Origin of the sequence: Pseudomonas sp. D4002, assembly GCF_013385665.1 — a bacterium.
Classification (GTDB): domain Bacteria; phylum Pseudomonadota; class Gammaproteobacteria; order Pseudomonadales; family Pseudomonadaceae; genus Aquipseudomonas.
This window is the reverse complement of sequence record NZ_JACAPN010000010.1, coordinates 36442-55149: the sequence shown is the minus strand read 5'-3', so window position 1 is coordinate 55149 and position 18708 is coordinate 36442. Positions and strand designations below refer to the sequence as shown.

Sequence of the window (18708 nt, the reverse complement as noted above, 5' to 3'; positions counted from 1 at the left end):
AGTTTTTATGAAGGTGTTGATTGTCCACGCCCATCCCGAGCCGCAGTCGTTTACCGCGGCCTTGCGTGACCAGGCCACGGCTACCCTGCAAGCGCAGGGACATGAGGTGCAGGTCAGTGATTTGTACGCGATGAACTGGAATCCCGTAGCCAGCGCCTCGGACTTCACCTCGCGGGAGAACCCCGACTATCTGGTGTATGCCCTGGAGCAGCGCCTGGGGGTGAAAAGCCAATCCATCGCGGCGGATATCCAGCAGGAGTTGGACAAGCTGCTGTGGGCCGATCTGCTGATCCTCAATTTCCCGATCTTCTGGTTCTCGGCGCCCGCGATGCTCAAGGGCTGGATTGACCGGGTGCTGGTGTCGGGCGTGTGCTACGGCGGCAAGCGGTTTTATGATCAGGGCGGGCTCGCCGGCAAGAAAGCGCTGGTCACGGTGACCCTCGGCGGGCGCGAGCATATGTTTGGCGAGGGTGCGATTCACGGGCCGTTGGAGGACATGCTGCGGCCGATCCTGCGTGGCACGCTGGCGTATGTCGGGTTTGAGGTGCTGGAGCCGTTTGTGGCGTGGCATGTGCCGTATATCAGCGCCGAGGCCCGGCAGACTTTCCTGCACAGTTACCAGCAGCGATTGGAAGGGCTGGCGGATGACCAGCCGTTGGTGTTTCCGAAGTTGGCGCAGTTTGATGAGGCTCTTTATCCACTTTAGTCAAGTGAATGAAGATCCAGTGTGGGAGCGGGCTTGCTCGCGAAAGCGGTGTGCCAGTTGATGCATGTGCTGGCTGAACCACCGCATTCGCGAGCAAGCCCGCTCCCACATTTGGTCTTCATTTGTCAGGCGCGATTGTGTGCCCGCAACCGTTCGGCAGCGCTGCGTAGCAGCTGTTCCGTGCCGTCCCAGCCCAGGCAGCCATCGGTGATCGACACGCCGTATTTCATCGACGGGCTCAATGGCTGGCAGCCTTCGAACAGGTGGCTCTCGATCATCATGCCGATCAGCGAGGTGTCGCCCTGCAGGCGCTGCTCCAGCACGTCGTTGAACACCGCCGGTTGGCGCAGCGGGTCTTTGCCGCTGTTGGCGTGGCTGCAGTCGACCATGATCCGCGGCGCGACTTTGCTCTTGGCAAGGTCGGCGTGAACCTGGGCCACGCTCTGGCGATCGTAGTTCGGCCCACGATGGCCGCCGCGCAACACGAGGTGAGTGTCGGGGTTGCCCGGGGTCTGGATGATCGCCGGATGGCCCTGGCTGTCGACACCGAAGTGACGGTGCGGGTGAGCGGCGGAGCGCATGGCGTCACAGGCGATGGCCACGCCGCCGTCGGTGCCGTTCTTGAAGCCGACGGGCATGCCGAGGCCGCTGGCCATTTCGCGGTGGATCTGCGATTCGGTGGTGCGCGCGCCAATGGCGACCCAGCTCAGCAGGTCATCGAAGTAGCCGGCAGCCATCGGTTGCAGCAGCTCGGTGGCCACCGGCAGGCCCAGGCGCAGCATTTCACGCATCAGTTCCCGGGACAGGGTCAGGCCGGCGGCCATGTCATCACTGCCATCCAGGCGCGGGTCGTACGCCAGGCCTTTCCAGCCGATGGTGGTGCGGGGTTTTTCGACGTAGGCGCGGATCACCAGCAGCATCTGGTCACTGACTTCATGGGCCAGTTTTTTCAGGTTGCGCGCGTATTCCATGGCCGATTCCGGGTCGTGGATCGAGCACGGGCCGACGATCACCAGCAGGCGTGAGTCTTCGCCCTGGAGAATGGCGCGCACGGCTTGGCGATGGGCGTGGATCTGTTCGTTGAGGAATGGGCTCAGGGGCAGTTGGTGCTTGAGCTCAAGGGCACTGGGCAAACGCTGGGTCAGCGCTTCATTGGCGCAGGACAGGGTGGAAACAGGCAGAGCGGCGATCGAGGCGTTCATATTCGGGCTTCCTGGGCAAGCGGCGGGCTGTTCCCGCACGCTCTGCCCTACTGGGGTGTTCGACAATTGGCCGTATTGGCTACGTGTGCTGGCTTGCCACCAATAGGTGACCGATCGGAGGCGGCAGGCTGTCCCGAACGGAGCTTGCTAAATCGCCAGGCGGTGGAGGTGTCGTAGCGGTAATAGGTGGCGTAGTTCATGGCGTGAGTCCTTTAAGTGTTCGGTGTGTGGCAAAAATAATAAGGGCTGAAAAAACAAAACCCCCGGTCGGGGAGCCGACCGGGGGTTAGATTTCTCTGGTAGGCGACCCCTTGAGTAGTGGGCGCCGATTTCAGGTATCAGGCGCGCCAGTGGCTAAACCAATACCCAAAATAAAAGCTGACCAGTGCGCTCAAACCGCTCACGCGGGCAGCCACGACCGAGCGCTGGGCGCTGGCAGCAGGGCAAACCTGAGTGTGGGTGAGTTGCAACATGGTGTGTCTCCAAATGATGGGGGGAGCTTAACTGAGGCGAGCGGGTGGATTCAATCAGTAATTTCTATTGAGGTTGGGTACTTACGGCTATGACCCAAGTGTCGATATGCTGCACGGACTTCACGATGATTGCCTGGATGCGACCATGACGGCCTTGACGATTGCTGCTGCCCAATCCATTTCCATTGCGGGCGACGTACCCGGAAATATCGCGCGTCACTTGGCTTTCATGCGCGTGGCGGCGGAGCACGGCGTGCAGTTGCTGGTGTTTCCGGAACTGTCCCTGACCGGCTATGAACCGTCACTGGCCGCCGGGCTGGCGATCGCGCCCGGCGATGAAGCGCTGGCGCCGCTGCGGGAGATGGCCCGTGAGTTGCGCATCACCGCGGTGGTGGGCATGCCGATTCGCCTGGGGGGCGCCAGTGAGGTGTTGATCGGTGCGCTGGTGCTGGGGCCGGATGGCTCGGTGGCGGTCTATACCAAGCAGCATCTGCATCCCGGTGAAGACGTGGCGTTTGCTGCGGGGCAGGGCGGGGCGGCCCTTGAATGGGGGGACGACCGGATCGCCCTGGCGGTATGCGCGGATTTTTCCCACGCCAGCCACCCTCGACAGGCTGCCGAGGACGGGGCGAACATCTACGCTGCGGGTGTGCTGATCAGCGAAGGCGGCTACGCGCCGGACACCGCCTTGCTACAGGGCTATGCCGCCGAGCACCGGATGCTGGTGCTGATGGCCAACCACGGCGGTCCATCCGGTGGCTGGGCCTGCGCCGGGCGCAGCGCAATCTGGGGCGCCGACGGTGGTTTGATCGCGGCTAGCCCGGGTGTAGGCGATACGCTGGTGATTGCACGACGCGACACCGGCGGCCAGTGGCAGGGAGAACAGGTGGCAATCTAGGGAGTTCAGGCACATGGCGTTTCAACTGCAGGCCGCGACCAGCCAACACCTGGCCTTCGCCCGGACCCTGACCCACCAGGCCATGGGTAATTATTATCGCCAATACGACTTGTCGTGGTCCGATGCCGGTTTCGATACCGCCTGGGCCGGACGAGAAAACTGGCTGATCTGTCGCGATAACGAGGTGCTGGGTTTCATCAGCATCAGTCGTGACCCCAAGGCACTGTATATCCGCGAATTGCACATCCTTGAGGCGTTTCGTCATCAAGGGGCTGGCGGCTGGGTTATCGAGCAGATGGTGTACAAGGCGCGCGCGCAAGGGCTGGGTCTTTTACGGTTGACCGTTTTCAAGACCAACCCGGCGCGAAGGCTCTATCAGCGCAAGGGCCTGGAAATCGTTGGAGCGGAGGATTGCTTCTGGCGCATGGAGCGCAATTGCCGGCCGTGATCGGGTGCGAGTACTGCCAGTTCGAGGAAAACAGGCACTTGGTTTTAATAAGCGCATACTCACTTCAAGAAATGACTTCCTGCTCTTGTCTCACGGTTTCGCCCTCAACCGGGATGATTCCGTCCTTCATGCCCAACAGGACCGCCACCTTGTGGGCTTCTCCACGTCGTCCCTTTTTGCGCCCAGCGAGCACTTGATAGGTGGTTGCCGGGTCCACGCCATGTTCCCGGGCGAACGCTTGAACAGACTTACCTTGATGTTCCAGCCAGGCCTTGGCTTGTGCAGCAGTGCGAATACCGGGCATAGTTCAAAACCGTTCAAGTTTGTGTAAAACGAGATGAGTGTGTCACCTCTAGGGGTGTGCCAAATAGGATCATACATCCAAATGAGTGGAATCGGTTTCCGGTTAAGGCAAGAAAGAGAGCGGCTTGGCCTGTCGCAGAAAACTTTTGGTGAAATAGGAGGTGTAGAGGCGAACGCACAGGGTAAATATGAAAATGGCGGACGCGCGCCAAAGGCTGATTACTTGTCCCGCGTGGCAGAAAGAGGTGTCGATATCCTGTACGTGTTGACCGGCAATCCAACGCCGACCCAACTTGAAAACCTGAGCCAGGTCGAGGAGAAAGTGCTGGGGAACTACCGTGCGATGTTCAAGGAAGACCAGGACGCAATCCATCGCCTGACTTCTACCCTGGCCGAGCATTCACTCACCACCAATGGAAAAAACCGGTCATCGGCCCCGGATTCCTGACCTTTTACCCAGGAAATTGAGCCGTCCGCCATTCGGCGGCGGCCCGTTGTGCATTGAAACTCTATATATATGACGCTTGCAGCTAGGTCTGCGCCGTGGTTTTTTGCTAAGGTGTTCAGCAACCTATAAGACCATATCGCGAGGTGTCTGCTTGATTAGGGTGCTAGTAGTCGATGACCATGATCTCGTTCGTACAGGCATTACACGAATGCTGGCTGACATCGATGGCCTGCAAGTAGTCGGCCAGGCCGAGTCAGGGGAGGAATCCCTGATCAAGGCCCGGGAGTTGAAGCCCGATGTGGTTTTGATGGACGTCAAGATGCCCGGGATCGGCGGTCTTGGCGCCACTACGAAGTTGTTGCGCAGCCATCCGGATATCAAAGTCGTGGTAGTGACCGTGTGCGAGGAAGATCCTTTTCCTACACGGCTTCTACAGGCGGGCGCTGCCGGCTATCTGACAAAGGGCGCGGGATTGGCCGAGATGGTCCAGGCTATCCGCCTGGTATTCGCCGGCCAACGCTACATCAGCCCGCAGATTGCCCAGCAGTTGGCGATCAAGTCGTTCCAGCCCACCAGCGACTCGCCGTTCGATGCGCTGTCGGAGCGGGAAATCCAGATCGCCCTGATGATTGTCGGCTGTCAAAAAGTCCAGTCGATCTCCGACAAGCTGTGCCTGTCGCCGAAAACCGTAAACACCTACCGTTATCGGATTTTCGAAAAGCTTTCCATCAGCAGTGATGTTGAATTGACCCTGCTGGCGGTACGCCACGGCATGGTAGACGCCAGCGCCTGAAATGACAGCCTCTGAAATTAAAGTGCTGTTCGATCCGAGTGCGTTCCTTGCAACCTGCAGTGGCCGTCCTGGCGTGTATCGCATGTTCGACAGCGAAGCGCGCCTGCTCTACGTCGGTAAAGCCAAGAACCTGAAAAGCCGCCTGGCGAGTTACTTCCGCAAGACGGGCCTGGCGCCGAAGACCGCGGCGCTGGTGGCGCGTATCGCCCAGGTGGAAACCACCATCACCGCCAATGAAACCGAGGCGCTGCTGCTTGAGCAGACGCTGATCAAGGAATGGCGGCCGCCCTACAACATCCTGCTGCGTGACGATAAGTCCTACCCGTACGTGTTTCTCTCGGACGGCGACTTTCCGCGCCTGAGCATCCATCGCGGCGCCAAGAAGCAGAAGGGCAAGTACTTCGGGCCTTACCCCAGCGCCGGCGCCATCCGCGAAAGCCTGAGCCTGCTGCAAAAGGCGTTTTTCGTGCGCCAGTGCGAAGACAGTTTCTACAAGAACCGCAACCGCCCGTGCCTGCAGTACCAGATCAAGCGCTGCAAGGCGCCGTGCGTGGGCCTGGTTGAGCCTGCGGAATACGCCGAGGACGTGCGTCACTCGGTGATGTTCCTCGAAGGCCGCAGCAATGCCCTGGCCGATGAGCTGTCCGGCGCCATGGAGCAAGCGGCCAGCACCCTGGATTTTGAGCGCGCCGCAGAGCTACGCGACCAGATCTCCCTGCTGCGTCGCGTACAGGACCAGCAGAGCATGGAGGGCGGCACCGGTGACGTCGACGTCATCGCCGCCTTCGTCAACCCGGGCGGCGCCTGTGTGCACCTGATCAGCGTGCGCGGCGGCCGGGTGCTGGGCAGCAAGAACTTCTTCCCCCAGACCGGTATAGAAGAGGAGGTCGCCGAAGTCATGGCGGCGTTCCTCGGCCAGTACTACGTCAGCAGCCCCGAGCGCGACCTGCCGAGCGAACTGATCGTCAACGTGGTGCACGAGGACTTCCCGGCGCTGATCGAAGCGATTCACGAACTGCGTGGCCGCGAGCTGGACATCAGCCACCGCGTGCGCGGCACCCGTGCGCGCTGGCAGCAGTTGGCCGTGACCAACGCCGAACAGGCCCTGGGCGCACGCCTGGCCAACCGCCAGCACGTCGCCGCGCGATTTGACGCCCTGGCCGAAGTGCTCAAGCTCGACGAGCCGCCCCAGCGCCTGGAGTGCTACGACATCAGCCACTCCAGCGGCGAGGCCACCGTGGCTTCCTGCGTGGTGTTCGGGCCGGAAGGGCCGATCAAGTCCGATTACCGGCGCTACAACATCGAAGGCGTCACCCCGGGCGATGACTATGCCGCCATGCACCAGGCCCTGACCCGCCGCTTCAGCAAACTGAAGGACGGCGAGGGCAAGCTGCCGGATATCCTGCTGGTGGATGGTGGCAAGGGCCAACTGTCCATGGCCCGCGACGTGCTCAACGAACTGGCAGTGCCCGACCTGATCCTGCTCGGCGTGGCCAAGGGGGCCACCCGCAAGGCCGGTTTTGAAACCTTGTACTTGAATGATGCAGCCCATGAGTTCACCTTGAAGGGCGACTCCCCGGCGCTGCACCTTATCCAGCAGATCCGCGACGAAGCCCACCGTTTCGCCATCACCGGCCACCGTGCCCGACGTGGCAAAACCCGGCGTACCTCAACCCTGGAAGGGGTGGCAGGGGTCGGGCCGACACGGCGGCGGGACTTGTTAAAACATTTTGGTGGCTTGCAGGAGCTGTCCCGTGCCAGCATCGAAGAAATAGCCAAAGCTCCCGGTATCAGTAAAAAGCTCGCAGAGTTGATTTATGCAAATCTGCACAGCGAGTAGAATGCCTTCTCACCTCGTAGCCAGTTGTGCCGATGAATATCCCTAATCTGATCACCGTACTACGCGTCCTGCTCATACCGATTTTCATATTGCTGTTTTACCTGCCGTACGAATGGAGCTACATGGCATCCAGTTCGGTGTTTGCCTTCGCAGCCGCCACCGACTGGCTGGACGGTTACCTGGCCCGTCGCCTGGAACAGAGCACGCCGTTTGGCGCGTTCCTGGACCCGGTGGCCGACAAACTGATGGTAGCGGTCGCCCTGGTGCTGCTGGTGCAGGAACACGGCAACCTGTGGCTGACGTTGCCGGCGGCCGTGATCATCGGTCGCGAGATCGTGGTCTCCGCCCTGCGGGAGTGGATGGCCGAAATCGGCGCCCGAGCCCACGTGGCCGTGTCCAACATGGGCAAGTGGAAAACCGCGGCGCAGATGCTTGCCCTGGTGATCCTGCTGGCCAACCCATCGGATTTCTCCTTCTGGGTATTGCTGGGCTACGCCTTGCTGCTGATCGCCGCGGGGCTGACCTTGTGGTCCATGCTGCAATATTTGCGCGCCGCCTGGCCGCATCTGCGCACTGAGGTTGAAAAGAAATAAAACTTTTTTGAATCAAGGGGTTGACGGGTGATGAGGATTCTATAGAATGCGCATCACCAAGACGCGGGAATAGCTCAGTTGGTAGAGCACGACCTTGCCAAGGTCGGGGTCGCGAGTTCGAGTCTCGTTTCCCGCTCCAAACACAAAGAAAAAGCCACTCAATAGAGTGGCTTTTTTTTTGCCTGTAATTTAAGGAATAGACGCTTCGGCGTCTTTTTTCTTTTCTGCGAGACGCTTGGCGCCCGCAGGCTCCGGTGCGCTATCTACTCTTCGACGAACTCGGATTTGTAGGGTTGCCATTTCTCACACGCATCGGTAGTCGCCTTCCTATAGACGTTCACCCGGCCTCTCTCTGAAGTGAATGGCCATTCTGCACGCCCGATCCGCAGGTAAAGATGGCTTCAACGCAAAGAGGCTGCCTATCAAGCGATAACGTTCTGACTATTAGAGTTTTCCGCGATCGAAGCTAATCTCAGCACTCAGCCATCAATGTCTGAGGTGCGCCAGTGGCGCGATGGTACGGATGAACATGACTAAAAGGTGTGCCAAGCATGTCAACTGAATCGAAATGCCCTTTCAACCACGCTGCGGGTGGCGGCACCACGAACCGAGACTGGTGGCCCCAGCAACTGAACCTGAAGATCCTGCATCAGCATTCCTCCCTCAGCGACCCCATGGGTCATGGCTTCGATTACGCCAAGGCGTTCCAGAGCCTTGACTTCGAAGCGGTCAAGCAGGATTTGCGCGATGTCATGACGCAATCCCAGGACTGGTGGCCTGCGGACTTTGGCCATTACGGCCCGCTGTTCATTCGCATGGCCTGGCACAGCGCCGGGACCTACCGTACCGCCGACGGTCGCGGCGGTGCCGGTTCCGGTCAGCAGCGCTTTGCACCGCTCAACAGCTGGCCTGACAACGTCAGCCTGGATAAGGCCCGTCGCCTGATCTGGCCGGTCAAGCAAAAGTACGGCCGGCGGATTTCCTGGGCCGATTTGATCGTACTCACCGGTAACGTTGCGCTGGAATCCATGGGGTTCAAGACCTTCGGGTTCTCCGGCGGTCGCCCGGATGTCTGGGAGCCGGACGAGGACGTTTACTGGGGCGCCGAGACCACGTGGCTGGGGGGAGAAGAGCGTTACGGCGTGCAAAAGAAAATGCAGCAGCCGGGTGATGGTCCGTTGGTGGCTGAGCCGCAGAACCATGGCAACGAAGAAAGCCGCACCGGGGGCGGTGAGCGCAACCTGGAAAATCCCCTCGCCGCTGTGCAGATGGGCTTGATCTACGTGAACCCGGAAGGGCCTGAAGGTGTTCCGGATCCGGTCGCCTCGGCGAAGGATATCCGTGAAACCTTCGGTCGCATGGCGATGAATGATGAAGAGACCGTAGCCCTGATCGCCGGCGGTCACGCCTTCGGCAAGACCCACGGCGCAGGTCCGGCGGATAACGTCGGCCCGGAACCGGAAGCGGCTGGCCTGGAAGAGCAGGGGCTGGGCTGGAAAAACAGCTTCGGCAGCGGCAAGGGCGGTGACACCATCACCAGCGGGCTGGAGGTGACATGGACTTCGACGCCGACAAGATGGAGCAATGAGTACCTCGAAAACCTCTTCGGCTTTGAATGGGAACTGACCAGGAGCCCGGCGGGCGCCCATCAGTGGACACCGAAGAACGGTGCCGGGGCCGGCAAGGTTCCGGATGCCCATGACGCCGGCAGGCGGCATGCGCCGAGCATGCTGACCTCGGACCTGGCGCTGCGTTTCGATCCGGCGTACGAACAGATCTCCCGACGTTTCCTGGCCAACCCGGACCAACTGGCAGACGCCTTTGCCCGTGCCTGGTTCAAGCTTACCCACCGCGACATGGGTCCGCTTGCGCGTTATCTCGGCCCGGAAACCCCCGCGGAAGAGTTGCTGTGGCAGGACCCGATTCCTGCGGTCGATCATCCACTGGTGGATGAGCAGGATGTGGCGGCGCTCAAGCAAAAGATTCTCGCCGCGGGGCTGACGGTCTCGCAGCTGGTTTCGACGGCATGGGCAGCGGCGTCCACCTTCCGCGGCTCCGATAAACGCGGGGGAGCCAATGGCGGGCGCCTGCGCCTGGCTCCGCAGAAGGACTGGGCGGTCAACCAGCCTGAGCAACTGTCGGGCGTACTGAAGCGTCTCGAAGCTATTCAGGGCGACTTCAATGGCGCACAGACGGGAGGCAAAAGGATTTCCCTGGCCGATCTGATCGTGCTGGCGGGCAGCGTGGGAGTTGAGTTGGCGGCAAAAAATGCCGGCCGCCAGACCACGGTGCCTTTCACGGCAGGGCGCACGGATGCTTCCCAAGAGCAGACGGATGTCGAGTCGTTCGGTTTCCTTGAACCGGTCGCCGATGGCTTTCGCAACTACCAGAAGGGGCACTACAAGGTGTCTGCCGAAGCGTTGCTGATCGACAAGGCGCAACTGCTGACATTGACCGCACCCGAAATGACGGTGCTGTTGGGCGGACTGCGGGTCTTGGGTCTAAATGTCGGGGAAAGCAAGCACGGGGTGTTCACCGAGCGCCCGGGAACCCTGACCAATGACTTCTTCAGGAACCTGCTGGACATGGGCGTTGAATGGAAGCCAGTCACCGGCACCCACGATACCTTTGAGGCGCATGACCGCAAGACCGGTGCCGTCAAGTGGACGGGCACCCGGGTCGACCTGGTGTTTGGTTCGCATGCCCAGTTGAGGGCGCTGTCCGAAGTCTATGGCAGTGCCGACGCCGAGGAGAAGTTCGTCGAGGACTTCGTGGCGGCCTGGACCAAGGTGATGAATCTGGATCGCTTTGAACTGGCCTGACACTGGCGCCTGACGTTTACAGGCCCACGCTGTGGGCCTGTTCGCTAGCGGCCTGGGCTTATCCAGGTTTCCAGGTCCGTTGCGGTCATGGGCTTTGCTATCAGGTAGCCCTGCGCTTCGGAACATCCCCACTGTATCAAGAGGTCGAGGATTTCCTGGTTTTCTACGCCTTCGGCAACGACTCGGTAGCCGAGCCCTTTCGCCAGGCCTATCAGGGTTTTAACCAACTGCTTGTCATTTTGATTGCTGCCCAGCCCGCTGATCAATGATTGATCCAGCTTGACGGTAGTGGCCGGCAGTTCCTTCAGGTACGCCCAGTTACTGTAGCCCGTGCCGAAATCATCAACCGCGACTTCTATGCCAATCTGCCGAACGCGCTGCAGTTGCCGGATGACTTCCTCAGGGTTGGTCATCAACATGCTTTCGGTAAACTCAAGTTCAAAGTCGGCAGGGTCAAGGTCGTGCCGGTGAAGCTCATGAATCATCGCGTCCACGAACTCGGAGCTTTCCAGATCGCTGACGGTAATGTTCATCGCTATTCGCAGGCGCACGCCTTGTGCTTTCCAGGCTGCGGCTTGCCGGATGATTGCCTTGAGCACCCATAATCCAACGGACGGTATCAACGCGGTTTTTTCGGCCAGGGGGATGAACTCGGCAGGGCTGATGGGGCCAAGCAACGGATGGGTCCAGCGTAGCAATGCCTCTACCGAATCACAGCTTCCCGAGGGCAGTTTGACTTTGGGCTGATACACCAGGCTGAACTGTTTGTCGCAGCTGACCGCTTCCGGCAACGAACTCAGCAACATGAACGCGCGTTGTTGAGCTGCATCAAACTGGGGTTCATAAAGAGACCAGCCCAGCTTGCGGTCACGTGCCTCATCTGCCGCACTCACCAGCAGGCGTAGCCAGTCTTGCGGGCCGGAATGGTGAATGGGCAGCACGCCAATCCCGACTTGCATGAGGATGGGGATGCCGTGGCATTCAACAGGCTTTTTGAAGTCCTTGAGAATACTTTCGCAGATGTGCTCGGTGGTTTGATTCTCCTCTAGGATGAAGCCAAACCGCGTCGGGCTGATTTTGTAAAGCAGGCACTGCGCGGGTAACAGGTTTTGCAGGCGAGATTTGATCGCCAGAACCAGGTCTCCGGCAAAGCTGTAGCCCAGGGCCTTTACAATATCGTTGAGAAACTTCGGCGAGATAATGTCAACTGCGTACACATGGCACGCGTTTTCAAGCTTAAGCGCTTGACGTATATCTTCCTCAAGCCTGAGTCGATTGAATAGCCCAGTCGGTTGGTCTACGAAGTTGCGGGACCGCATGCCCTGTATGCGCATCATGACCAGCTCGGCAAAGTCGTTGAGCATTGCACTGTCACGCTCGCTCATGGGAGGGCGGGGGACAGTATCAATGATGCAGAGACTTCCCAGGGTAAAGCCATCCTCCGTGATCAATGGCGCGCCCGCGTAATAACGAATATGCGGCGGCCCCGTGACCAGGGGATTGTCTTTGAAGCGGGCATCCAGCGTTGCGTCCGACACCTCCAGCAGGGCGTTGTCCAGGGTAGAGTAGGCGCAAAAAGACACTTCTCGCGGTGTCTGCGTTTCTGTAATTCCCACCCGTGCCCTGAACCATTGCCGGTGTTTATCGACAATTGAAATCAGTGCGATGGGGGCGTTGTAATAGGCAGACGCCATCTCGACGATCTTTTCAAATACATCATCACTATCGCTGTCGGTTGGACAAAATTTCGCGACCTCTTTTAGCCGTTCAATTTCATTCGGCGGAATAGGAGCGCCTTCGCCCATGACAATCCTCAAAGTGGTTATGTTCGTACAACAAGGTATCAGACAGTGCCATCATTATGATGTTGTTTTTCTATTCATCAGATAGCTCAAGGGTATGGCGTCCGGGTGATCTCTTCCTGCGTATCTCCCTAATTCTTGCGCCCTGCGGATGAATGTACGCGCGAGGCAGCGAAGTGGATGCACGGCATTAAAAATTTTTCCGGCATTTCCGCGCTTCTAGTTCACCCGGGGCGCCGCCTTGATGGCCATGTATGCATCCTTGATGGGCTCAAAACCATATTTCTCTTCCAGCCGTTTCACGATGAAGTGCCCCCGCGCCATGTCCTGGTAGAAGTGGGTGAACAGCGTATTGATCGTCGCCCCGGTAAAGGCGCCCATCACCGGAACGGCCTGGGCTGCGAACTTGCTGGAAATGGTAAAGCCAAAACGTGTCGCGACTTTATCGATGAGGATCGCCAGCCATTTCCCGGCTTGGCCCGGGGACAAGCTGCTGATGGCCTTGGAGCCCTGCTTGGCGGCGATCCCCGCCAGTTCCTTGGACAGTTGTTGCATGGCCTGGGTGGTGAAGCTGCGGGTCATGTAGTAACCGGTCTCCGTTGCATCGTCGGCCTGGCTGGTGCCACCCATGGCAAACACCTCGATGCAGGCTTGTTTGGTCGAAAAGTCGCCCAGGTCGAAACCCTCGCTGCGCGCCACGTCGGCGACCGCGCGCATCATGATGGTGGTGGAGATCGGCAGCTCGATAAACAGCGCCGCGAAACCGAAGGCCCCGCCGATGGCGCCCGAGGTGGCCGCAAAAGCCTTGTGCAGCCGGGTCGAGGCCGGTTTTCTCGGACTGTTGTCCAGGCTTTTCAGCGCCGCGCCGGCGGATGAATGCAGCGCTGCCGCCACCGCGCCATTGATCCGTTTGGAAACCACCCCCGGCAATGCCTTTACCGCGCTTTCAATCGGGGAGCCGATCATGCCGGACAGCCTGGCCGTCAGGGAGGGTGACTCCAACAAACCGACGGCCCGCTTGAGATCCTGATAGTCCTCGGGATTGTCGCTGATGCTCACAGGCGTCTCCTTGAAATTTTTCCGGCTTTGATAAAACAAAGACCCGCGAAGAGGGCCATCGTGCCGTCACGCTTTACCCATTCTTTACCTGCGCGGGTGCTGCGTTCGCCGGCGGGTCGGTTAGGCTGCCAGTTACCTTGAACTGAACGGCGGTGTGAATCGAATGAACCTTCAACCTCGGTACTGGCTGGCGGTGAGCGCCCTGGTGGGCAGCCTGGGATTGATTGCGGGGTGTGCGGGCGATCCGCCAAACCCGCGGGCCGAATTCAGCGAGCGGGTCAACAAGGAACTGAGCACCGCGTATCAACCGTCCCATTATGAAACGTCCGGCTGGGGCGCGACCTGGCAGCTCGACAAGCAATCGGTGAACGTTGCGTGGCTGGCACCGGTGACCCATGAGCGCCTGCCGCTGATTATCTACTTGCCGGGTTTGGGTGAGCCGGCCTCGGGCGGGGTGGCGTGGCGCAAGGCTTGGGCGCAGGCCGGTTATGCGGTGTTGTCGGTTCAGGAACCCGCCCATGATCAGTCGATCTTTGCCTCGCAGCAGGCGTTATATGGCGACTTTCGCGGGATGGCGAGCAGTCATTACTCCGCCGCCGCCCTGCGTGACAGGCTGTCGACCTTGCAGAAAGTCCTGAGCGAAGTTCGGGCACGGGCCGCCAAAGGCGACGCGCAACTGGCGGCCATCGACTGGAACCAGGTGGTGGTGGCCGGCTTTGATTTTGGCGCGCAGACCGCTGAGGCACTCGCCGGGGCGCTGGAGCCCGGGGCCACCCCGGGCGTCGGGATTCAACCCAAGGCGGTGTTGCTGCTCAGCCCTTATGTGGACGCCGATGCCCGGCCGGACGTGTTTGCCCGGATAACGGCGCCCGTGCTGTCGATGACCGGCCAGCAGGATGAAGATCCGTTCAACTGGGTCAGCTCTTACCGTCAGCGAGAGGTGTTGGGCGAGTCGGTGACAGCGGCGGGCAGTGTTCAGCTGGAGTTGAACAGTGCGACGCACAAGACCTTGTCCGGGAGCGAGCTGTTCAGCCGGCCGGCGAAAAGGACCGACAAGGGCAGTGCTTCGTCTGGCGACGCGCCCAAGGGGCGAGGGCACAAGCACGGCGCCAAACCTGGCGGCGGCGGCCCGATGGCGGGCGAACCGGCGCCGGACCCCAAGCAGGTGGCCGCGATTCAGGCCATGGGTGTGGCGTTCCTGGATAGCCGGGTCAAACACAATCCCGCCGCCACCGAATGGTTGCGACAGGGCGCGTCAACCTGGCTGGGTGAGGCGGGACGGTTGAAGTAATGGCGGCGGGCTTCCCCCCGCCAAGCGTGATGTATAAGTTTCTCAAACGTCATCAACCATCTTTTTCCGGCGTGATACGCTAGCCTTACTTTTGAATTGGCACTGGTCGTTCCCGCGTATACGGCGACAGTGAGGAGTGAACATGTCGAAAATTTCCCACCAGGATCTACGGCGCTCGTTTCGCGAGCTGCTGGCCTCCCAACACTGCTTTCACACCGCCTCGGTGTTCGACCCGATGTCCGCCAGGATCGCTGCAGACCTGGGCTTCGAAGTCGGCATCCTGGGAGGCTCGGTGGCGTCATTACAGGTCCTGGCTGCACCGGACTTCGCGCTGATTACCCTGAGTGAGTTCGTCGAGCAGGCCACCCGCATCGGCCGGGTGGCGCAGCTTCCGGTGATCGCCGACGCCGACCACGGCTACGGAAATGCACTGAACGTGATGCGCACCGTCCAGGAACTGGAGCGTGCTGGCGTCTCGGCGCTGACCATTGAAGATACCCTGCTGCCCGCGCAGTTCGGGCGCAAATCCACCGACCTCATCAGCACGGAAGAGGGCGTGGGCAAGGTCAAGGCGGCCCTGGAGGCCCGGGTCGATCCGCAGCTTTCGATCATCGCCCGGACCAACGCCGCCGTATTGCCGGTGGAAGACGTTATCCATCGCACCAAGGCGTATCAAGAGGCTGGCGCAGACGGCATCTGCATGGTGGGTGTCCGTGACTTCGACCACCTTGAACAGATCGCCGAAGGCCTGACGGTGCCGTTGATGCTGGTGACCTACGCCAACCCGCATCTCAATGACAACGAACGCCTGGCCAAATTGGGTGTGCGGATTGTGGTTGCCGGGCACGGCGCGTACTTCGCCTCGATCAAGGCCACCTACGACAGCCTTCGCGAACAGCGCAACCTGACGCGCAGCACGTCAAACCTGACCGCCAGCGAACTGACCCACACCTACACGTTCCCCGACACCTACGTGAGCTGGGCCAAAGAGTTCATGGATGTTCAAGAGTGACATGACCCTGCAGGAGCGAGCTTGATCGCTCCTGCAGAAGCTCTAAGCTAATTCCATAAAATTATTTATTTTATTTTTTATAGATCAATATCATCTAACTGAGTTGACCCTTGGAGAGCCGGAGTCCGCGCTGTTCAAGTCTTATCCGCTCAGGAATCTATAAAAATGAACACGCTGAAACTGGCCCGCAACCTCCTCTCGGCCGTGGGCCTCGCTGTCCTCTCCCTAAGCGCTCAATCCGCTGACCTCACCATCGGCTACATCAACGGCATCGACCCGATCAAACGCGCCATCGCCGATGGCGAATATGAAAAAGGTATCGGCCAGAAGATCGATTGGCGCAGATTCGACGCGGGCCCGGCCGTCCTGGCCGCGATGGCTTCCGGTGATGTGCAGATCGGCAACCTGGGTTCCAGCCCGTTGGCCGCGGCGGCTTCGCGAAACATGCCGCTGGTGGCGTTCATTGTCAGCGCGCAGATTCGCAGTTCCGAGGCCCTGGTGGTTCGCGACGGCAGCGGGATCAAGACCCCTGATGACCTGATCGGCAAAACCATCGCCGTGCCCTTTGTGTCGACCTCCCATTACAGCCTGCTGGGCGCGCTGAAGCACTGGAACCTGGACCCGCGCAAAGTCAACATCGTCAACCTGACACCGGCACAAATCACCGCCGCCTGGGCCCGCGGCGATATCGACGGGGCGTTTACCTGGTCGCCTGCCCTGGGTGAAATCCGCAAGACCGGCAAGATCCTCACGGATGCTGCCGAAGTTTCCAACTGGGGCGCCCCGACCTTTGAGGTGTGGGTAGCGCGCAAGGATTTCGCTGAAAAGAATCCGCAGGTCGTTGCCGATTTTGCCAGGGTCAGCCTGGCGGCGATTGCCGATTACGCCGCGCATAAAAAAGACTGGACCGCTGATTCTGCCCCCGTGAAGAGCATCGCCCGACTCACAGGCGCCAACGCTGCGGACATTCCCGAGCTGCTCGAAGGCTCGTCGTTCCCGACGGCCGCCGAACAAAAAAGCGCGCAATACCTCGCCGGTGGCACCGCCAGGGAAATCGGCAAGACCGCCGAATTTCTGAAAGAGCAGGGAAAAATCGAAAAGGTCCTGCCTGACTATTCCGCCTTCGTCAGCGACAAGTTCATCGGAGAATAATCATGGGCCTGACGCTTCATCCCCTTGGCCCTACCATCGGCGCGGAGGTTGAGGGGCTGGATATGGCCCTGCCTCTGACGGATCAACAACACGACTGGGTGGAGCAAGCACTGCTGCAGCACCAGGTGTTGTTCTTCCGTAACCAGGCCATTACCCCCGGGCAGCACGTGGCATTTGCCGCGCGGTTTGGTGATTTGCACCGGCATCCGATTTACCCGCACGTTGACCGGCACCCGGAACTGCTGCTGATCGACACCGCCGTGACCGATGTCCGCGACAACGCCATCTGGCACACCGATGTGACCTTCCTCGCCGCACCGGCGATGGGCTCCGTGTTGGCGGCCAGGCAAGTGCCTGCGTTCGGCGGGGATACGTTGTGGGCCAATGGCGTGGCTGCGTTTGAAGGGTTATCGGCCCCCGTCAGGCAACTGCTCGACGGCCTGACCGCCACCCACGAATTGACCAAATCATTTCCCACCGAGCGCTTCGGCAGCACGCCCGAAGCATTGGCGCGCTACGAAAAAGCCCGGAAGGATCACCCGCCGCTGTCACACCCGGTGGTCAGGACGCATCCTGCCACCGGGCGCAAGGCGTTGTTTGTGAATGAAGGCTTTACCACGCGGATCAATGAGCTTGAGGCGGCGGAAAGTGATGCGTTGTTGCGGTTATTGTTCAGCCACGTGAGCCGTCCGGAATTCACCGTGCGTTGGCGATGGAAGGCGAATGATGTAGCGTTCTGGGATAACCGCATTACCCAGCATTACGCGATTGATGATTACCGACCGCAAAGGCGGGTGATGCACCGCGCGACGATTTTGGGTGACGTGCCTTTTTGATGGAGGATCGGTCGATGGACTTGCCCTTGGTGATCAACCCTGACGACTATCTGGAAACCGAGTTCGGCAGGGAATTCACGCCTGAACGAAATCGACAGGCATGGCAGCTCGCGTATGCGCGGTTGAGGCACGAGCTGTCACAGGCGGCAAAGGGCACTCATGTGTACGTGGTCATGGGCGTGCAGGGGGCGGGCAAGTCTCGCTGGGTGGCGGAAAACCTTGAGCGATTGGGGCACGGCGCAATCGTCTTCGATGCTGCTTTGCCGGCGCGGCGTCATCGGGAGGAGTTGCTGTCCATCGCGAGGGACTATGCAGTCCCGGTGATCGGCATCCTGGTGAGCGCACCGCTGGAGCTGGCGTTATCGCGAAATGCCCAACGCAATGCCGACAAAAAGGTGCCGGAGGACGCGCTGAAAAGCGTGTTCAGCATGCTCGAGCCACCCAGTGAAGACGAAGGATTCGTGTGGGTGCAAACCATTGAACAGCAGGCGCCGCTGCCCACAACCCTGCAAACTGACCGGATGACCCTGGTTGCGCCTGATGTGGCGCTCGCTGAAAAACTCGCCGATGCCTTGAACGCCAGTTACGCACTGCACCGCCGGTTTCTCGTATGGAGCAAGCCGCACTGGACGCGGGAGGACACGCAGGAAAGCCTGCAGCGCGCGGCAAAAGACTTCGATGCGCCTGTCGGGGAGAAACGGTATTTCCTGTTATCTCGCGACGATCCCCAGGCATTGGTGGGCTGTATCGGCCTGCTGCCGCTGGCCGATGAGATTCACAGCTACGAAGTTGGCTATTGGGGCAATCAGGCACACGCCGGTCATGGGCTGATGAGGGAGGCATTGACCGCTCTGGTTTCGCAGTTGAGCGGGCACACACTGCGCCTGACCACTTCTTCGGCGAACATATCCAGTCAACGACTGGCTGAGGCAACGGGGTTTGAATGGGTGGAAACCCTTCAAGGTGCGCGGCGCTGCGAGTACTTCGGCGTACGCGATACGCTGGTTTACCGCCGGACCGCGCGCTGACA

At 60.1% G+C, this 18708-nt stretch carries 18 protein-coding genes and 1 tRNA gene; 14 read left to right on the top strand and 5 right to left on the bottom strand.

All coding sequences use genetic code 11. The features are described from left to right. The first annotated feature begins 7 nt into the window (after positions 1–7). The gene (locus HX824_RS04240) at positions 8–706 is read left to right on the top strand and encodes an NAD(P)H-dependent oxidoreductase (protein WP_177020177.1); all 699 of its coding nucleotides are present in this window, start codon (positions 8–10) and stop codon (positions 704–706) included. Between the two features lie 125 nt (positions 707–831). Here HX824_RS04240 and HX824_RS04235 read toward each other — a convergent pair whose 3' ends face one another. Then, positions 832–1908, bottom strand: coding sequence for a 3-deoxy-7-phosphoheptulonate synthase (locus tag HX824_RS04235; protein WP_177054171.1), 1077 nt, complete (start codon positions 1906–1908; stop codon positions 832–834). A gap of 338 nt (positions 1909–2246) precedes the next feature. Further along, positions 2247–2381 (bottom strand): hypothetical protein, encoded by a 135-nt coding sequence (locus tag HX824_RS32480; RefSeq protein WP_003208942.1) that lies wholly within the window; start codon positions 2379–2381, stop codon positions 2247–2249. Between the two features lie 145 nt (positions 2382–2526). Here HX824_RS32480 and HX824_RS04230 point away from each other — a divergent pair, with 145 nt between their 5' ends. Continuing rightward, entirely contained in the window at positions 2527–3279 is a 753-nt protein-coding gene (locus tag HX824_RS04230) for a carbon-nitrogen hydrolase family protein (protein WP_177054170.1), read from the top strand. A gap of 13 nt (positions 3280–3292) precedes the next feature. Next, positions 3293–3727 carry a GNAT family N-acetyltransferase gene (locus HX824_RS04225; RefSeq protein ID WP_008436062.1) on the top strand — a complete coding sequence of 145 codons (435 nt, stop codon included), beginning with the start codon at positions 3293–3295 and terminating at the stop codon, positions 3725–3727. 64 nt (positions 3728–3791) lie between these two features. Here the strand turns inward: HX824_RS04225 and HX824_RS04220 are convergent, their stop codons facing one another. Continuing rightward, positions 3792–4031 carry a DNA-binding protein gene (locus HX824_RS04220; protein WP_008436063.1) on the bottom strand — a complete coding sequence of 80 codons (240 nt, stop codon included), beginning with the start codon at positions 4029–4031 and terminating at the stop codon, positions 3792–3794. 81 nt (positions 4032–4112) lie between these two features. Here HX824_RS04220 and HX824_RS04215 point away from each other — a divergent pair, with 81 nt between their 5' ends. From HX824_RS04215 to katG, 6 genes are all read left to right on the top strand, one after another. Beyond that, the gene (locus tag HX824_RS04215) at positions 4113–4478 is read left to right on the top strand and encodes a helix-turn-helix domain-containing protein (RefSeq protein ID WP_032899473.1); all 366 of its coding nucleotides are present in this window, start codon (positions 4113–4115) and stop codon (positions 4476–4478) included. Between the two features lie 151 nt (positions 4479–4629). Beyond that, positions 4630–5271 carry a UvrY/SirA/GacA family response regulator transcription factor gene (gene uvrY, locus HX824_RS04210; protein WP_008436066.1) on the top strand — a complete coding sequence of 214 codons (642 nt, stop codon included), beginning with the start codon at positions 4630–4632 and terminating at the stop codon, positions 5269–5271. Position 5272: 1 nt separating this feature from the next. Beyond that, a complete protein-coding gene (uvrC, locus tag HX824_RS04205; RefSeq protein ID WP_023658726.1) occupies positions 5273–7111 on the top strand; it encodes an excinuclease ABC subunit UvrC in 1839 nt (612 codons plus the stop codon). 32 nt (positions 7112–7143) lie between these two features. Then, positions 7144–7704 (top strand): CDP-diacylglycerol--glycerol-3-phosphate 3-phosphatidyltransferase, encoded by a 561-nt coding sequence (gene pgsA, locus HX824_RS04200; RefSeq protein WP_003208929.1) that lies wholly within the window; start codon positions 7144–7146, stop codon positions 7702–7704. 63 nt (positions 7705–7767) lie between these two features. Further along, positions 7768–7843: transfer RNA gene (locus HX824_RS04195), tRNA-Gly, on the top strand. A gap of 412 nt (positions 7844–8255) precedes the next feature. Next, positions 8256–10526: a catalase/peroxidase HPI gene (gene katG / locus HX824_RS04190; protein WP_177054169.1), complete on the top strand. Its 2271-nt coding sequence runs from the start codon at positions 8256–8258 to the stop codon at positions 10524–10526. Between the two features lie 44 nt (positions 10527–10570). Here the strand turns inward: katG and HX824_RS04185 are convergent, their stop codons facing one another. After that, positions 10571–12331 carry an EAL domain-containing protein gene (locus HX824_RS04185; RefSeq protein WP_177054168.1) on the bottom strand — a complete coding sequence of 587 codons (1761 nt, stop codon included), beginning with the start codon at positions 12329–12331 and terminating at the stop codon, positions 10571–10573. Positions 12332–12547: 216 nt separating this feature from the next. After that, positions 12548–13387 (bottom strand): EcsC family protein, encoded by an 840-nt coding sequence (locus HX824_RS04180; RefSeq protein ID WP_177028828.1) that lies wholly within the window; start codon positions 13385–13387, stop codon positions 12548–12550. Between the two features lie 163 nt (positions 13388–13550). Here HX824_RS04180 and HX824_RS04175 point away from each other — a divergent pair, with 163 nt between their 5' ends. The 5 genes from HX824_RS04175 to HX824_RS04155 all read left to right on the top strand — a co-directional run bounded on the left by HX824_RS04175 (position 13551) and on the right by HX824_RS04155 (position 18706). Then, complete coding sequence (locus HX824_RS04175; protein WP_177054167.1) at positions 13551–14678, top strand: alpha/beta hydrolase; 1128 nt, start codon at positions 13551–13553, stop codon at positions 14676–14678. 142 nt (positions 14679–14820) lie between these two features. After that, entirely contained in the window at positions 14821–15690 is an 870-nt protein-coding gene (locus HX824_RS04170; RefSeq protein WP_003208921.1) for an oxaloacetate decarboxylase, read from the top strand. Positions 15691–15855: 165 nt separating this feature from the next. Then, a complete protein-coding gene (tauA, locus tag HX824_RS04165; RefSeq protein WP_177049395.1) occupies positions 15856–16842 on the top strand; it encodes a taurine ABC transporter substrate-binding protein in 987 nt (328 codons plus the stop codon). Between the two features lie 2 nt (positions 16843–16844). Next, on the top strand, positions 16845–17678 hold the full coding sequence (tauD, locus tag HX824_RS04160) for a taurine dioxygenase (protein ID WP_087694292.1): 834 nt from the start codon (positions 16845–16847) through the stop codon (positions 17676–17678). Between the two features lie 14 nt (positions 17679–17692). Next, positions 17693–18706 (top strand): GNAT family N-acetyltransferase, encoded by a 1014-nt coding sequence (locus HX824_RS04155; RefSeq protein WP_177054166.1) that lies wholly within the window; start codon positions 17693–17695, stop codon positions 18704–18706. Positions 18707–18708 lie beyond the last annotated feature (2 nt).

Bases quoted from the DNA above. Each gene is read 5' to 3' on its own strand.
- HX824_RS04240 (WP_177020177.1), top strand. From the start codon at position 8: ATGAAGGTGTTGATTGTCCACGCCCATCCCGAGCCGCAGTCGTTTACC.
- HX824_RS04235 (WP_177054171.1), bottom strand. From the start codon at position 1,908: ATGAACGCCTCGATCGCCGCTCTGCCTGTTTCCACCCTGTCCTGCGCC.
- HX824_RS32480 (WP_003208942.1), bottom strand. From the start codon at position 2,381: ATGTTGCAACTCACCCACACTCAGGTTTGCCCTGCTGCCAGCGCCCAG.
- HX824_RS04230 (WP_177054170.1), top strand. From the start codon at position 2,527: ATGACGGCCTTGACGATTGCTGCTGCCCAATCCATTTCCATTGCGGGC.
- HX824_RS04225 (WP_008436062.1), top strand. From the start codon at position 3,293: ATGGCGTTTCAACTGCAGGCCGCGACCAGCCAACACCTGGCCTTCGCC.
- HX824_RS04220 (WP_008436063.1), bottom strand. From the start codon at position 4,031: ATGCCCGGTATTCGCACTGCTGCACAAGCCAAGGCCTGGCTGGAACAT.
- HX824_RS04215 (WP_032899473.1), top strand. From the start codon at position 4,113: ATGAGTGGAATCGGTTTCCGGTTAAGGCAAGAAAGAGAGCGGCTTGGC.
- uvrC (WP_023658726.1), top strand. From the start codon at position 5,273: ATGACAGCCTCTGAAATTAAAGTGCTGTTCGATCCGAGTGCGTTCCTT.
- pgsA (WP_003208929.1), top strand. From the start codon at position 7,144: ATGAATATCCCTAATCTGATCACCGTACTACGCGTCCTGCTCATACCG.
- katG (WP_177054169.1), top strand. From the start codon at position 8,256: ATGTCAACTGAATCGAAATGCCCTTTCAACCACGCTGCGGGTGGCGGC.
- HX824_RS04185 (WP_177054168.1), bottom strand. From the start codon at position 12,331: ATGGGCGAAGGCGCTCCTATTCCGCCGAATGAAATTGAACGGCTAAAA.
- HX824_RS04175 (WP_177054167.1), top strand. From the start codon at position 13,551: ATGAACCTTCAACCTCGGTACTGGCTGGCGGTGAGCGCCCTGGTGGGC.
- HX824_RS04170 (WP_003208921.1), top strand. From the start codon at position 14,821: ATGTCGAAAATTTCCCACCAGGATCTACGGCGCTCGTTTCGCGAGCTG.
- tauA (WP_177049395.1), top strand. From the start codon at position 15,856: ATGAACACGCTGAAACTGGCCCGCAACCTCCTCTCGGCCGTGGGCCTC.
- tauD (WP_087694292.1), top strand. From the start codon at position 16,845: ATGGGCCTGACGCTTCATCCCCTTGGCCCTACCATCGGCGCGGAGGTT.
- HX824_RS04155 (WP_177054166.1), top strand. From the start codon at position 17,693: ATGGACTTGCCCTTGGTGATCAACCCTGACGACTATCTGGAAACCGAG.